This window comes from Curtobacterium salicis (genome assembly GCF_011759505.1).
Classification (GTDB): Bacteria; Actinomycetota; Actinomycetes; order Actinomycetales; family Microbacteriaceae; genus Curtobacterium; species Curtobacterium salicis.
Map to the genome: position 1 here is coordinate 1 of NZ_JAAOYO010000005.1, position 14,075 is coordinate 14,075.

Annotated in this window: 15 protein-coding genes and 1 tRNA gene; 11 read left to right on the plus strand and 5 right to left on the minus strand. The window is 72.6% G+C overall.

Features of this window, described 5'->3' with window-relative positions; genetic code table 11:
- Positions 1 to 122 precede the first annotated feature (122 nt).
- Both E9228_RS14940 and E9228_RS14945 read left to right on the plus strand, forming a co-directional pair.
- The gene (locus tag E9228_RS14940; RefSeq protein WP_166781351.1) at positions 123 to 653 is read left to right on the plus strand and encodes a putative immunity protein; all 531 of its coding nucleotides are present in this window, start codon (positions 123 to 125) and stop codon (positions 651 to 653) included.
- A gap of 89 nt (positions 654 to 742) precedes the next feature.
- Positions 743 to 964, plus strand: a complete 222-nt coding sequence (locus tag E9228_RS14945; protein WP_166781352.1) for a PLDc N-terminal domain-containing protein — start codon at positions 743 to 745, stop codon at positions 962 to 964.
- A gap of 21 nt (positions 965 to 985) precedes the next feature.
- On the opposite strand, the gene E9228_RS14950 is transcribed toward E9228_RS14945, so the two are convergent.
- The gene (locus tag E9228_RS14950) at positions 986 to 1,132 is read right to left on the minus strand and encodes a hypothetical protein (protein WP_166781353.1); all 147 of its coding nucleotides are present in this window, start codon (positions 1,130 to 1,132) and stop codon (positions 986 to 988) included.
- Positions 1,133 to 1,321: 189 nt separating this feature from the next.
- The gene (locus tag E9228_RS14955; protein WP_166781354.1) at positions 1,322 to 2,620 is read right to left on the minus strand and encodes an amidohydrolase family protein; all 1,299 of its coding nucleotides are present in this window, start codon (positions 2,618 to 2,620) and stop codon (positions 1,322 to 1,324) included.
- A gap of 124 nt (positions 2,621 to 2,744) precedes the next feature.
- Between E9228_RS14955 and E9228_RS14960 the strand changes: the two genes are divergently transcribed.
- Positions 2,745 to 4,172: an amidohydrolase family protein gene (locus E9228_RS14960; RefSeq protein WP_166781355.1), complete on the plus strand. Its 1,428-nt coding sequence runs from the start codon at positions 2,745 to 2,747 to the stop codon at positions 4,170 to 4,172.
- 17 nt (positions 4,173 to 4,189) lie between these two features.
- On the opposite strand, the gene E9228_RS14965 is transcribed toward E9228_RS14960, so the two are convergent.
- A complete protein-coding gene (locus tag E9228_RS14965; RefSeq protein WP_341849909.1) occupies positions 4,190 to 5,161 on the minus strand; it encodes a PDR/VanB family oxidoreductase in 972 nt (323 codons plus the stop codon).
- Complete coding sequence (locus E9228_RS14970) at positions 5,158 to 5,790, minus strand: helix-turn-helix domain-containing protein (RefSeq protein WP_166781356.1); 633 nt, start codon at positions 5,788 to 5,790, stop codon at positions 5,158 to 5,160. Before E9228_RS14970 ends, E9228_RS14965 begins: the two co-directional genes overlap by 4 nt.
- A 154-nt stretch (positions 5,791 to 5,944) precedes the next feature.
- On the opposite strand from E9228_RS14970, the gene E9228_RS14975 reads away from it, so the two are divergent.
- The 8 genes from E9228_RS14975 (at position 5,945) to E9228_RS15010 (ending at position 13,812) form a co-directional block, all read left to right on the plus strand.
- Complete coding sequence (locus tag E9228_RS14975; protein WP_166781357.1) at positions 5,945 to 7,234, plus strand: amidohydrolase family protein; 1,290 nt, start codon at positions 5,945 to 5,947, stop codon at positions 7,232 to 7,234.
- A 35-nt stretch (positions 7,235 to 7,269) separates the two neighbouring features.
- A complete protein-coding gene (locus tag E9228_RS14980; protein WP_253464185.1) occupies positions 7,270 to 8,037 on the plus strand; it encodes an ATP-binding cassette domain-containing protein in 768 nt (255 codons plus the stop codon).
- Complete coding sequence (locus E9228_RS14985; RefSeq protein WP_166781358.1) at positions 8,037 to 8,906, plus strand: ABC transporter permease; 870 nt, start codon at positions 8,037 to 8,039, stop codon at positions 8,904 to 8,906. The genes E9228_RS14980 and E9228_RS14985 overlap by 1 nt, the downstream gene beginning before the upstream one ends.
- Before the next feature lie 122 nt (positions 8,907 to 9,028).
- On the plus strand, positions 9,029 to 10,222 hold the full coding sequence (locus E9228_RS14990) for a substrate-binding domain-containing protein (protein ID WP_166781359.1): 1,194 nt from the start codon (positions 9,029 to 9,031) through the stop codon (positions 10,220 to 10,222).
- 186 nt (positions 10,223 to 10,408) lie between these two features.
- Positions 10,409 to 11,803 carry an FAD-binding oxidoreductase gene (locus E9228_RS14995; RefSeq protein WP_166781360.1) on the plus strand — a complete coding sequence of 465 codons (1,395 nt, stop codon included), beginning with the start codon at positions 10,409 to 10,411 and terminating at the stop codon, positions 11,801 to 11,803.
- Positions 11,800 to 12,618: a creatininase family protein gene (locus E9228_RS15000; RefSeq protein ID WP_166781361.1), complete on the plus strand. Its 819-nt coding sequence runs from the start codon at positions 11,800 to 11,802 to the stop codon at positions 12,616 to 12,618. Before E9228_RS14995 ends, E9228_RS15000 begins: the two co-directional genes overlap by 4 nt.
- Complete coding sequence (locus tag E9228_RS15005; RefSeq protein ID WP_166781362.1) at positions 12,615 to 13,205, plus strand: pyridoxamine 5'-phosphate oxidase family protein; 591 nt, start codon at positions 12,615 to 12,617, stop codon at positions 13,203 to 13,205. The genes E9228_RS15000 and E9228_RS15005 overlap by 4 nt, the downstream gene beginning before the upstream one ends.
- A gap of 151 nt (positions 13,206 to 13,356) precedes the next feature.
- Positions 13,357 to 13,812, plus strand: coding sequence for an anthrone oxygenase family protein (locus E9228_RS15010; protein ID WP_166781363.1), 456 nt, complete (start codon positions 13,357 to 13,359; stop codon positions 13,810 to 13,812).
- A 113-nt stretch (positions 13,813 to 13,925) separates the two neighbouring features.
- On the opposite strand, the gene E9228_RS15015 is transcribed toward E9228_RS15010, so the two are convergent.
- Positions 13,926 to 13,998 (minus strand) — tRNA-Arg (locus E9228_RS15015).
- Positions 13,999 to 14,075: the final 77 nt, after the last annotated feature.

The following is a 14,075-nucleotide window of genomic DNA, read 5'->3' on the forward strand; positions in this document are numbered from 1 at the left end:
CCCAGATCAAGTAACACCCCCCGCGTCACCAGACGCACGCACCACCACGAGAACGCCGCCCCGGGAACACCCCGAGGCGGCGTTCTCACGTCCCCCGGCCCCCGTCGTGCGATGGTGCCTGCATGGGCTCTCCGCAGACACTGGACCTCAGCGACCGCCGCATCCTCGCCGCCTGGGCTGCGGACTGCGCCGAGCGGGTCCTGCCGCTGTTCGAGCGCCACGCCCCCGAGGACCACCGGCCCCGTGACGGCGTCGGCCGGACGCGGGCCTTCGCCCGAGGGGAGCTCGACGCGGCGGAGATGATCCGCCGGCGCTTCGAGACCGGCCGTGCTGCGTCGGCCGTGCGTGATCCGGCAGCACGAGCGGCCGCGTTCGCCGCCGGTCAGGCCTCGGGTGTCGCCCACATGGGCGCGCATGCGCTCGGCGCCGCTGCCTACGCGGTGCGTGCAGCCAGCCTGGAGGCACCGGGATCGGACGCGGAGGAACTCGCCTGGCAGATCGCGCACGTCGACGCCCAGGTCCGGGGCGCACTGCGCCGCCTCCCCCTGCTCGGCGCCGACTCGTCCGGGCCGCTCGGGTCCGGCCTGTTGGCCTCCGGCAGCCTCGCCGTCACCATCCGTGCGCTCCAACGGTCGGTCGACGAAGCGTCCTGACCCCTCGGGCCGGGAGGCGCGACCCGACATGACGATGCCGCTACACTCCGCAACGGGGCGCGACCGCGTGCTCCGGGGACGGTGGGGACATGTTCGGGAACTTCGCTGGTGGGCACATCTCCGTGCTGCTCGTGATCGTGCTGCTCGAGGTCGGATCGCTGGTGGTGCTCTGGCGCGACCGGACACGCTCGCAGCTGGCGAAGGTCGTCTGGACCGTCGTCGTCATCGCGCTCCCGGTCCTCGGCGCGCTGGGCTTCCTGCTGAACTGGGCGCTCGGACGTCTCGCCGACCGGCTCAACCGCGCGCACTGAACCGCGCACACTGACCGCTCCTCAGGGGCGGTAGTCGGGCCGCTGCTCGTAGAGCTTCCGCTGGCTGTCGAGGTCGTGCGTGTGCGCACCAGACATCGCGCCGATCGTCTTCGCCGTCGATTCGAGGGCGAACAGCAACCCGCGAACCACGTTCCCCAGGATCCGCATGACGGTCCTCCCTCGTTCTGCGAACCGTACCCCGGCGGCCGGGTCCACGTCGAGACACGCCCGTCAGTGCCCGGCGCCCCCACGCTCCTGAGACGCCGCGGAATCCGGCGGCGTCTCAGCACGATCGGGGCGTCCCACGGAGACGGCGGCGCCTCACCGAGACGGGCACCTCCCCGAGACGCGGGCGCCTCAGCGACGGGCGCGCCCCCGCGCCAGCCGCTCCCGCAGCCGGGCCGCCAGCTCGCCCTCGTCGGCCGTGACGAGCCTCCCGTCCCGCACCACCACGCGCCCACCGACCACGACGTGCTTCGGCCGCCGGCCGGGTGACGCCCAGAGCAGTCCCGCGACCGGGTCCGCCACCCCGGCGTCCGCGACCCCGGACACGTCCCACACGCACAGGTCTCCGGCCGAACCGGCGCCGAGGTGTCCGAGCTCCGGCCGACCGAGGCCGACCGCCGAGCCCTCGGTCGCCATGCCGAGCACCTGACGTGCCGGCAGCTGCGGTCCGATGAGCGCGGACACCTGCATCGCGAGTCGCGCGTCGGCGAGCAGGTGTCCGGCGTCGTTGCTGCCACCGCCGCTCGTGCCGAGGCCGACCGGCACCCCCGCGGCCGTGAGCCGGGCGACGGGTGCGATCCCCCACCCCATCGGCACATCGCAGCCCGGCGCGTGGGTCGCGGTGACCCCGGCGGCGGCGAGTCGCGCGATCTCGTCGTCGGTGACGTCGCACAGGTGCGCGACGGTGACGTCCGGCGCGAGCCACCCCCAGTCCTCGAGGAGGTCGAGCGGCCGGCGCCCGTACCGCTCCAGCGCGATGGCGGTGTCGACCTGCTCGTTCGCCTGCGTCCGCCGGCGGAGGCCGTGTTCCGCGGCGACCTCGCCGAGCGCCCGGAAGGTCACTTCACCGTCGGAGTGCACGCCGGCCGGCCCGACCGCGACCTGCAGCCGACCGTCCGGGTCGGTGCCGCCGACGGCGTCCTCGTGCAGCAGGGCCCGGACGATCGCGTCCGCCGATGCGGCCGCCTGCGACGGGTCGTCCCGCGCGCTCCCCCGGACGAAGACGAGCCGGCCGCCGAGACCACGCACCGCGTCCACGGTCGCCGCGGCGAGCGCCACGGTTCCGTCGGGGCTCGTGTCGGTCGGCCAGTTCAGGTGGTGGTCGGCGATGGTCGTGACGCCGGACAGGAGGCCCTCCGCGGCTCCGACAGCCGCCGCCACCCCGTAGAGCTCCGGGTCGTGCCCCGCCGCGGTGTAGGCCTGCGCCATGGTGGGGAGCCAGTCCGCCATCGGCACGCCACGCGTGCCGGGGAGCGTCCGGAACGCGGTCTGCAGCAGGTGGTGGTGGGCGTTGACGAGTCCGGCGGTGACGACGCAGCCGGAGGCGTCGAGCGTGGTCGCGACGGTGCTGCCGTCGTCGACGACCACGTCACCGTCGCGTTCGGTGCGGGGGTCGACGAGGACGCGGAGGGCACCGGTGACGGTCAGCATGGGAGCGTTTGTAGCAGGGTGCTGTTTCGGGCGCGTGACGGCCGACGTTCCGGCACGGACGACGTGCGACCGGGGGAAACGGGGCGGTGACACCGGCGAAACACGGGGTCCCTAGGTTCTCCCCATGACCCTCACCCAGACGCCGTCCGAGTCCCGGACCCAGACGTTGATCCGCGGCGGGTGGGTGCTCACCGCCGCCCCCGACGAGTCCACCACCCCGTCCGCGATCCGGGACGGCGCGGTGCTCCTGGACGGGGACCGGGTCGCCGCGGTCGGCACGTTCGCCGAGCTGTCGGCAGCGAACCCGGACGCGACGGTCCGCGGCGGGGTGCACGACATCGTCGCCCCGGGGTTCGTGAACACGCACGGGCACTTCAGCGAGGGCCTCATCACGGGCATCGGCTCGCAGTACACGCTGTGGGAGTGGCTGAACGCCCTGATCTCGCACGTCAACCCGGTGATGACGCGGGACAAGGCGTACGCGGGCACCATGCTGCAGGGCATCCAGATGCTCCGGAGCGGGGTGACGACGGCGAACGACATGTTCTGCTCGGACCCGATCGCGGACGAGCCGGCGACACCGGGTGTCGTCCAGGCGCTCGACGAACTCGGCCTCCGCGGCGTGGTGTCGTTCGGCTCCGGGGACGTCGACCGCGGCTTCGGCCCGACGCCGATCCTGGCGGAGTTCGACGCCCTGCGCGAGGCAGCCGACGCCAGCCGGTACAGCACGTTCCGGGTGGGGATGTCCTCGATCGGCCGGTACTCGGACGCCGCGTGGCAGGAGCACATCGACTACGCGGTCGACGGCGGTCACGGCATCCACGTGCACGTGCACGAGGTCCGCGAAGAGGTCACGGCCGCCCGCCAGCGCACCGGCCGGACCGTGGTCGGTCACGCCGAGGCGACGGGCATGTTCCGTGTGCCGGTGATCGCCGCGCACAGCGTCTGGATGGACCGCCAGGACCGCGAGACGTACGCGGCGAACGGCGTCGGCGTCGCCCACAACCCGGTGGCGAACGGCATCCTGGCGAGCGGCATCGCACCGGTGGCGGAGCTGCGGGCCCTCGGGATCCCGGTCGGCATCGGCGTCGACGGCCCGGCGTCGAACGACTCGCAGGACTTCCTGCAGGCGATGAAGACCGCGGCGATCCTGGCCCGCATCCGCGACCTGCAGGCGACCGCGATGAGCGCCCGGGAGGCGTTCGAGATGGGCACGATCGGCGGTGCACGAGCACTGCGGATGGAGCAGGAGATCGGTTCGCTGGAGCCCGGCAAGCGTGCCGACCTGGTCGTGTTCGACGGCGAGAGCCCGACGCTCGCGAACGTCCACGACCCGTTCCAGGCGGTCGTGTTCGTGGCCGGCAGCCGTGAGGTGAAGGACGTCTGGGTCGACGGCGAGCTGAGCCTGGCCGACTTCGAGGTGACCCGCGTCGACGTCCGGGAGGCCGTGGCCCGTGCCCGTCCGTTGGCTCGGCAGCTCGTCGAGCAGGCCGGGCTCGAGCGCCTGTCGGCGCTGACCGGCGGCCCGCTCGACGACACCGAGCGGCCGTAGATCCGGCCGACGGCGGGTCAGAGCTCGAGCACCAGGCGGGCGCAGCCGGCCGCCGCGCGGGAGACGCAGACCATCATCGTGCGGTCGTCCGCCTGCTCGGCGGGGCTGAGAACGGTGTCCCGGTGGTCGACCGCGCCCTCGAGGACGGGGGTCTCGCACGTGCCGCAGGTGCCCTCGCGGCAGGACGACAGGACGAAGGCCCCGGCGTCCTCCGCGACCTCGAGCAGGCTCCGGTCGGCGGGGACGGTGACGGTCGTGCCGGTCAGGGTGAGCTCGACCTCGAACGACTCTCCCGGGGCGTCCACGTCGGCGGCGGGTTCGAAGCGCTCCACCCGGACGCTGCCGGTCGGCCAGTGCGCGGCGGCGGTCTCGACGGCGTCCATGAGGCTGCGCGGACCGCAGCAGTAGACGACGGCGTCGCGTGGTTCGGCGAGCAGCCCGACCACGTTCAACCGAGGTGCCTGGTCGGCCGCGGCGAGGACGACCCGATCGGGGTGCGCGGCCAGGAGCTCGTCGGCGAACGCCATCCGGTCGCGGGAGCGCCCGGCGTAGTGCAGCTCCCACGGCGTCCCGGCATGCTCGGCCGCGGCGATCATCGCGCGGATCGGAGTGATGCCGATGCCGCCGGCGACGAAGACCGCCGGCCGGTCCGGGTCGAACCCGAAGTGGTTGCGCGGGCCGCCGACCAGGACCTCGTCGCCGGTGCGGAGGGTGTCGTGCACGGCGACGGACCCGCCCCGACCGGCGGCTTCGCGGAGCACGGCCACCCGCCAGTGGCCGTCGGGGGTGGTCGTGACGAGTGAGTACTGCCGCTCGGTGCCGGGGGCGATCTCGAGGTCGACGTGGGCGCCGGGCTCCCAGTCGGGCAGCACGACGCCGTCGACGGGCGCGAGGTCGAGCGTGACGACGTCCTCGGCCACCCGCTGGCGGTCGGCGATCCGCATCCGGTGCCGCGCCTCCGCGCCGTTCGTGATGCCGGGCCCGCTCACGATGCCGCTCCGGCCCGCGGGGTCTCCTTGACGACGATCATGTGGAACGCGCTGCCGTCGGCACTGCACCAGCGGTGGCCGGTGCCACCGCGGTAGTACGCCGAGTCGCCGGGCCCGAGCCGGACGACGTCCTGGCCACGGAGGTCGAGCAGGACGTCGCCGGCGAGCACGGTGAGGAACTCGTCCTCGCGGTGCTCGAAGTACTCGCCGGGTTCGGTGTTGTCACCCTTCCACTCGAGGGGCTCGAAGGCGTGCGGGCCGGCGTGCACGAGCAGCCGGGCCTCGCCGCTGGAGAACGGGCCGCGGGCGCCCTCGCCGGATCGGAGCACCTCGGGGCGCCGGTCGTCGGGCTCGTCGTGGACCGGCGCCCCGGCGGCGAGCAGGGCGACCTGACTGGTGTCGAGCGCCGATGCGATCTTCTCGAGCGACACCATGCTCGCCCGTGAGTGGCCCCGCTCGACCTGGCTCAGGAACGGGTGCGACAGCCCGGTCCGTTCGGCGAGCTGCACGAGGGTCAACCGCGCCGAACGGCGGAGTGCCCGGATGTGCTCGCCGACGAGACGGGCCTGTTCGTCGACGACGCGGTCGGCTGTGGGAAGGTCCCGCTCGGGCAGGAGTTCGGTGTGCATCGCGCTCCGATCGTGGTCCGGACAGGGCCGGGCGTTCCGTGCACGCCATCTCGTCACAGTCGGCAACCGGAGCGAAACGGGTGGGAAACACGGCCCACCTAGCATCGTGGATGTTGATGCGATCAACATTGTCACACACGATCGAGAGGGCCCCATGGACTCGTCACTGCCCCGCCCGATCACCCTCCTGCGATCCGCGCTCCTGGCCGACGGACGTCTGGTCGACGTCGCGGTCACCGGCGACACGGTGACCGACGTCGCCCCCGCCGGCACCCTCCGGGCCCCGTCCGCGACCACCCTCGAACTCGACGGCCGCCTGCTCCTCACCGCCCCGGCGGAACCGCACGCCCACCTCGACAAGGCCCTGAGCGCCGACCGGATCGACCCGCCGCTCGGCGACCTCGGTTCCGCGATCACGGCCTGGGCCGCGTACGCCACGACGATGTCCGTCGACGAGATCGCCGACCGGGCCCGGAAGGCCGCCCTCACGCTGCTGGCCGCCGGCACGACCGCGGTCCGCACCCACGTCGACGTCCTCAGCCACGGCGGGACCGGCACCGTCGCCGAGGCCGTCCGCGGCGCACTGGCCCTCGTGCAGGTCCGGGACGAACTCGCCCACCTGATGGACATCGAACTCGTCGCCCTGGCCGGACCGCTCGCCCCGGACGCCCACGTCGAGGCGGCCCTGGACCTCGGTGTCGACCTGGTCGGCGGGGCCCCGCACCTCGCCGAGGACCCCCTGGCCGACGTCGACCGACTGCTCGCCATCGCGCACCGCCGCGGACTCGGGGTCGACCTGCACGCCGACGAGAGCCTCGACGGACCGGTCACCCTCGACCACTACGCCCGGGCGGTCCGCGACTGGCCGCGCGACCGCCAGTACTCCGCCGGGCACTGCGTCCGCCTCGGCACGCTGGGTCCGGACCGCCTGGCCGAGGTGGTGGCCGACGTCGCCGCGGCGGACATCGGCGTCATCACGCTGCCCATCACGAACCTGTACCTGCAGGGCTGGCAGCACCCGGTCTCGACCCCGCGTGGCCTCACCGCGATCCAGGCCCTCCTCGACGCAGGCGTCCGGGTGGCGGCCGGCGCGGACAACGTCCGCGACCCGTTCAACCCGGTCGGCCGGAGCGACGCCCTCGAGACCGCATCGCTGCTCGTGACCGCGGGTCACCTGACGCCGGACCAGGCGTACGCGATGGTGAGCGACACCGCTCGGAGCGTGATGGGCCTCCCGGCCGCCGGCCCCGTCGTCGGGGCGCGGGCCGACCTGCTCGCCGTCGCCGCGACCAGCGTCACGGACGCCGTGGCGAACGCCCCGGCCGACCGCATCGTCCTGTCCCGCGGGCGACTCGTCGCCCGCACCGAGGTGCACCGCACCGTCGCCGCCCCCGCACGGGCCAGGGCCTCGGTGCCCGGACCCGCAACCGTCCCCGTTCCCTGACCGCGCACGACCATGCACGAGAACACGAGGTAGCCGTGACCACCACCGCACCAGCCCCCGTCACCGCGACGGACACGCTGCTCGACTTCCGGAACGTCGAGATGACGTTCCCGAACGGCACCGTCGCCCTGCAGGGCGTCGACCTGACCGTGGACCGCGGCCAGTTCGTCTCGGTCGTCGGCCCATCGGGCTGCGGCAAGTCGACGCTGCTCCGGATCGCCTCCGGTCTCGAGACGGCGTCCGACGGCACCGCCGGGGTCGCCGCCGACCGGATCGGCTACGTCTTCCAGGACGCCACGCTCCTGCCGTGGCGCAGTGTGCAGGGCAACGTCGAACTGCTCGCCGAACTCGGGCACGTCCCGAAGGCCGAACGGGCCGCGAAGGCGAAGCACGCCATCGACCTGGTCGGCCTGAACGGCTTCGAGGCGAACCTGCCGAAACAGCTGTCCGGCGGCATGCGGATGCGCGTCTCGCTCGCCCGCTCGCTGACCCTCGACCCGGAGCTGTTCCTGTTCGACGAGCCGTTCGGCGCCCTCGACGAGATCACCCGCGAGCGCCTCAACGACGAGCTGCTGCGGCTGTTCGTGGAGCAGCAGTTCGCCGGCCTGTTCATCACCCACTCGGTGTCCGAGGCCGTCTACCTGTCCACCGAGGTCATCGTCATGTCGGGCCGACCGGGGAGCATCGTCGGCCGGTTCGACGTGCCCTTCCCGATGCCCCGCGACCCGGACATCCGCTTCACCCCCGAGTTCGCCGAACTGGTCGGCGAGGTCTCGCACGCGCTCCGGGAAGGACACCGCTGATGGTCACGCTGCAGGAGGTCGCCGAGGCCCGCACCGCACGCACCGCCGCCCGCCGGTCCTCGACCCGCACCCGTCGGTCCGTCACCTGGTGGCAGCCCGTCGTGGTCCTCGCGGTGCTGGTCGCGCTCTGGTACGCCGCAGCCGCTTACTACGACCACGTGCGGGGTCTGGCGTTCCTCGTGCCGTACCCGCACCTGGTGCTCAAGGCGATCGTCGCCCCGACCGGGATGAACGGCGCACCCTCGACCTTCGGCCACGACCTGTGGACGGCGCTCGGGCGGACCACGGTCGTCTCGCTGACCGGACTGGCGTTCGCGATCGTGATCGGAGTCCTCTGGGCGATGGCGATGGCACAGGCGAAGTGGCTCGAGAACTCGCTCTACCCCTACGCGGTGGTACTGCAGTGCGTGCCGATCCTGGCGCTCGTGCCGCTCATCGGCGCCCTGTTCGGCTACGAGTTCACCAGCCGGGTCATCGTCACCGTGATGATCGCCCTGTTCCCGATGGTGTCGAACACCCTCTTCGGGCTGCAGTCCGCCGACCGGGCGCAGCACGAGCTCTTCCGCCTGCAGCGCTCCAGTCGCCTCGCCCGACTCGTGAAGCTGCAGGTCCCCGCCGCGTTGCCGTCGATCTTCGTCGGGCTGCGCACCTCGGCCGGCCTGTCGGTGATCGGCGCGATCGTCGGCGACCAGTTCTTCCAGCGCGGCAACCCCGGCCTCGGTGTCCTCATCCAGGTCACGGCCTCCCGGCTGATGGGACCCGAGCTCTACGCGACCATCATCATCGCCTCGCTCTACGGCGTCGTGGTGTTCCTGGTCTTCGGCCTGCTCGGCCGGTTGGCCGTCGGCCGCTGGCACGACTTCGGCTGACGCCGCCGCCGGCACCCGCCGCCAGTACCCGCCGCCGCGGCCACACCGCGACGGCCCTCGACCCCCCTTCCCACAGCACCCGCCCCCAGCACCACGAGACCCGCACCACGAACGGAGCCTCCATGCGCACCACCACCCGAATCGGCGCTGTCACCGCCGCCCTCACCGTCACCGCCATCGCCCTCACCGGCTGCGCGAGCGGCTCGGCGAGCAGCACCACCACGACGGCCGCGACGACGTCCACCGCCACCGGCCCGGCCGTCGACCTGTCCGGCGCATGCCCCGCGACCGTCGTCGTCCAGACCGACTGGAACCCGGAGGGCGAGCACGGCCACCTGTACCAGATGCTCGGCCCGAACCCGACGATCGACGCGTCCGGCAAGACCGTCACCGGGGACCTGTACGCGAACGGCAAGCCCACCGGGGTGAAGCTCGAGATCCGTGCCGGCGGCCCGGCCATCGGCTACTCGAAGGTCAGCTCGCAGATGTACCAGGACAAGTCGATCACCCTCGGCTACGTCTCCACCGACGAGGCCGTCCAGTTCTCCGGCAAGCTCCCCACCACCGCGGTGTTCGCCGAGAACGACCAGTCCCCCTTCGTCATCATGTACGACCCGTCGAAGTACAAGGACGTCGACAGCATCAAGGACCTCGGCAAGGCACTCGAGAAGGACAAGGGCGTCGTCCGGTACTTCAACGGCGCCTCGTACATGTCGTACCTCGAGTCGGCGGGCATCCTGCCGAAGAGCATCCTCGACGGCAGCTACGACGGCACCCCCGCGAAGTTCGTCTCCGCGGGCGGCAAGGACGCGCAGCAGGGCTTCGCCACCGCCGAGCCGTACATCTACCAGAACCAGGTCGCCGCCTGGGGCAAGAAGGTCGCGTACAAGCTCGTCTCGAGCACCGGTTGGAACCCGTACCCCGAGACGATGTCGGTCCGCACCGGTGAGCTGTCGAAGCTGTCGCCCTGCCTGAAGCAGCTCGTCCCGGTGATGCAGCAGGCGGACGTCGACTACCTGAAGTCCCCCGGCGCCACCAACGACCTGATCACCCAGCTCGTGCAGCAGTACAACAACGGCTGGACCTACGACTCGAAGGTCGGCGCGTTCGCCGCGAAGCAGATGAAGACGCTCGGCATCGCGACCGACGGCGAGAACGGCTACGTCGGCGACCTCGACGAGAAGCGCGTCACCGACTTCATCGAGAAGGCCACCCCGGTCTTCTCCGGAGACGGCGGCGACGTGAAGTCCGGCCTGCAGGCCTCCGACCTGTACACGAACGAGTTCCTCGACAAGAAGGTCTCGCTCGGATTCTGAGCGCGCCGGTCGGCAGAGCCGACCACCCACCGGACGGGAGGCGCGGTGCACCACTGCCTCTGGGCCCACACCGCCGGTTCCGGCGGGTCGCGCCAGCGACCCGCCGGCCGTGCCGGTGGGGAGCCTCCCGTCCGCCGTTCCCCCCGTCAGCAGCAGCCCGTCAGCAGCACCCCGTCAGGAGCCCGCATGACCACCGTCACCCCCACCGCCGTGCCCACCGCGCCCGTCCCGCCCGCCGCACTCGAGGCTCTCCGCGCCGACCTCGTCGAGCTGCTCGGCGAACGCGGGGTCAGCGCGGACCAGCGCACCCGCGAACGCGCCTCGGTCGACGAGGCCACGATGAGCCCGATCCTCAGCGAGCAGCTGCCGCTCGGACTGGCCGACCTCGTCGCCTCCCCGGCGTCCGCCGACGAGATCGCCGCGACCCTGCACGCCGCTGTCCGACACGGCGTCCCCGTCACCACCCGCGGCAAGGGCACCGGCAACTACGGCCAGGGCATCCCGCTGCACGGCGGCCTGGTCCTCGACACCTCACGCGCCCGCGCCGTCGTCGAGGTCGGCGACGGCTGGATCACCGCCGAGTCCGGCACCACGATGGTCGCCCTCGAGCAGGCGGCAGCGGCGGACGGCCAGCAGCTCTGGATGTACCCGTCCACCGCGCAGTCGACGATCGGCGGGTTCCTGTCCGGCGGGTCCGGCGGCACCGGGTCGATCGCACACGGGTCGAACTGGCAGGGCTTCGTCACCGCACTCGACATCGCGCTGCCCGGCGAGCCCGGCCTGCACCACGTCGAGGGCGACGCCGCACAGCCCTTCGTGCACACCTACGGCACCGCCGGCGTCATCGCCCGCGCGACCGTCCGGCTCGAACCGCTGCAGGACTGGCGGGCCGTCTACGCGTCCTTCCCCAGCTTCGAGCAGGCGCTCGCGGCCGTCCGCACCCTGCGCGGTCTGGACCCGGTACCCCGTCTGGTCAGCGCCGACCGTGCCGAGGTCGCCGCCACCCTGCCGACCGACGCCGCGATCGTCGCGGGCCGCGCGAGCCTCCGCGGCATCATCGACGCGGACACGCTCGACGAGGCCCGCGACCTGATCGGTCTGGCCGGCGGCACCGTCGAAGACGTCCGCGACGGACTGCAGCAGACCACGAAGGTGTCGATGCTGTCCTACAACCACCCGATCTGGTGGCTGAAGCGGAACACCCCCGACACCGAGTACTTCCACGTCGAGGTCGGCGGCGAGGCGCTGATCGACCGGATCGCCGAGGTCGAGGCCGTCTACCCGGGCGGCATGCTGCACATCGAGGCGGCACACGTCGGCCCGATCGGCATGCTCACCGCGCCCTACACCGGGGCCGAGGACGTCTACGCCGGCTACCCGCTGCTCCGCGACCTGGGGGTCCGCGTACACAGTCCGCACCAGTACTACGTCGACCACGGGGTGGAGGAACTGCTCGCGTTGAAGCAGCAGACCGACCCGGACGGGCTGCTCAACCCGGGGCACGTCATCGACCCGGCGCTGGTGCAGTCCGGCGGCTCCACGGCGTCCGCGCAGCCCGCCGTCCCCGGGTTCGGCAAGTGAGCGCGGGCACGACGGGGGCTCGGACGAGCACCGGCACCCGGAAGCTCGCCGAGCTCTCCGGCCCGGCCGTCGCCGCAGGCTTCACCGCCGACACGATCGTCGTCCAGCCCACCGGCGCGATCGAGCACCACGGCCCGCACCTGCCGCTGCTGACCGACTTCCTGCTCGCCGACCACATCGGCGGCGCCGCGGTCGAGCAGGCCGCGGCCGAGGGGCTCGACGTCTGGCAGCTCCCCACCCTGGCGTTCACGAAGTCCGACGAGCACAGCTGGGCACCGGGCACCGTGTGGCTCGACGCCGACACGATGTTCGACACCGTCGTGCAGATCGGCCGCGCCGTCGCCCTGACCGGTGCCGGCACGCTGGTGTTCGCGAACGGGCACGGCGGGAACGTGGCGCTGCTGCAGGTGGCCCTCCGCGAGATCCGGAAGCAGACCGGACTGCAGACGTTCCTCATGCCGACCCTGGCCCGCGTGCCCGGGCCGGACGGCGAGGACGCCGACGAACGCGGCCTCGGCATCCACGGTGGTGCCGCCGAGACGTCGATGATCCTGCACCTGCGTCCGGACCTGGTCGACATGAGCCTCGCCGAGCGATGGGTGCCGGACCACCTGGCGGACTTCGAGAAGATCGCGTTCAACGGCGGACCGGTGTCCTTCGGGTGGCTGTCGAACGACTTCGGGCCGGCCGGCGTCGTCGGGGACGCGAGCCGCGCCTCCCGCTCGTACGGGGCCGCACTGTGGCAGCACTCGCTCGCCGAGGCGGTGGCCTCGCTGCACGAGATCGCCCGCTTCGACCCCGCCGGGCCGCGGTGACGGGCGCGGCGGCGGGCACGGCGGATCCGCTCGCGCTCGCCGCGACCTGGCTGCCGGCCGCCGGATCGGAGGTCACGCCGACGATGACGCTCGCCACGATCGGCCTCGACGGCTACCCGTCGGCACGGACGGTCCTGCTGTCCGCGTTCGACGGGCAACGGCTGCACTTCCACACCGACACCCGCAGCCGGAAGGCGGCCGAACTGGCGGCCGCGCCCCGGGCCTCCGTCACGATCCACTGGCCGGAAAGGGCCCGACAGCTCACCGTCACCGGGGACGTCGCACCGGTCACCGACCAGGAGGCGCGGATCGCCTACGACAGGCGCTCCCGGTACCTGCAGGTGCTCGCCTGGGTCAACGACACCGACCTGGCGGTCGCGCCCGAGGCGGACCGCCGGGTCCGGTGGGCGGCGTTCGAGCGGGAGCACGGAGACGCTCCGTACACGCCGCCGCCCACCTGGGGCGGGTTCGCCCTGACGCCGCTGCGGATGCTGTTCTGGAGCGGGGCGGCGGACGGGCCGAGCAACCGGCTGGCGTACGAGCGGGACGCCGGCGGCGCGTGGCGGGGCGAGGTCTGGCCGGGCTGAAGCCGCGGTCCGTGCCGTCGCGCCGCTCGGCCTCGCGTCAGTACCGCGTCAGTACCGCGTCAGCGGCTCCGGACACGATGGTGCCCTCGACCGCAGGAGGAACCATGTCCAGTCTCGCCACCCTCAGCCACGACGGAGCGGAGGGACTCCGATGAGCGTCCTGCTCGTCGTCCAGCTCGTGCTCGTGGGCTTGCTCGCCGGCGAGGAGTTCATCGTGCGGTGGGGCGTCCAACCTGCGATGGCGACGCTGCCCGACCAGGTCCATCTCCGCACGCGGATCGCGTTGGTGAAGTCCCTGAAGGTCGTCGTCCCGATCCTGATGGTGCCGGCCGTCCTGGCGTCCGTCGCGGTCCTCGTGCTGAGCGGCGGCGACGGCGGCCTCGGATGGCGGATCGCCGCCATGGTGGCCCTGGTGGTGTTCGTCCTGGCGTCGTTCCTCGGCACCGTCCCGATCAACATCCGCGTGAACGACTGGGATCCGGAACGCCCGCCGGCGGACTGGAAGCGCGTCGTCCGGCGGTGGGAGCGCATCGACGTCCTGCGGTCGACGGCCGCGGGCGTCGCGTTCGTGCTCTTCGTCGCCGGACTCGTGCAGCTGCGGGGCTGATCCGAGGACGTCCGCGGTCCGGTCGACGGCTGACCGACGCGGCCGGTTGCGCGGGATGCACGCGTGGAACGACGGAAGCCCCGGAGATGATCTCCGGGGCTTCCGTCATTCTGTGCGCTCGAAGGGACTCGAACCCCCAACCTTCTGATCCGTAGTCAGATGCTCTATCCATTGAGCTACGAGCGCAGTGGCCCTTGCGAGCCGTGGAAGACTCTACAACAGCTCCCGGCGCAGCGCCAATCGAGCCGCCCCGAGCGCCCTGC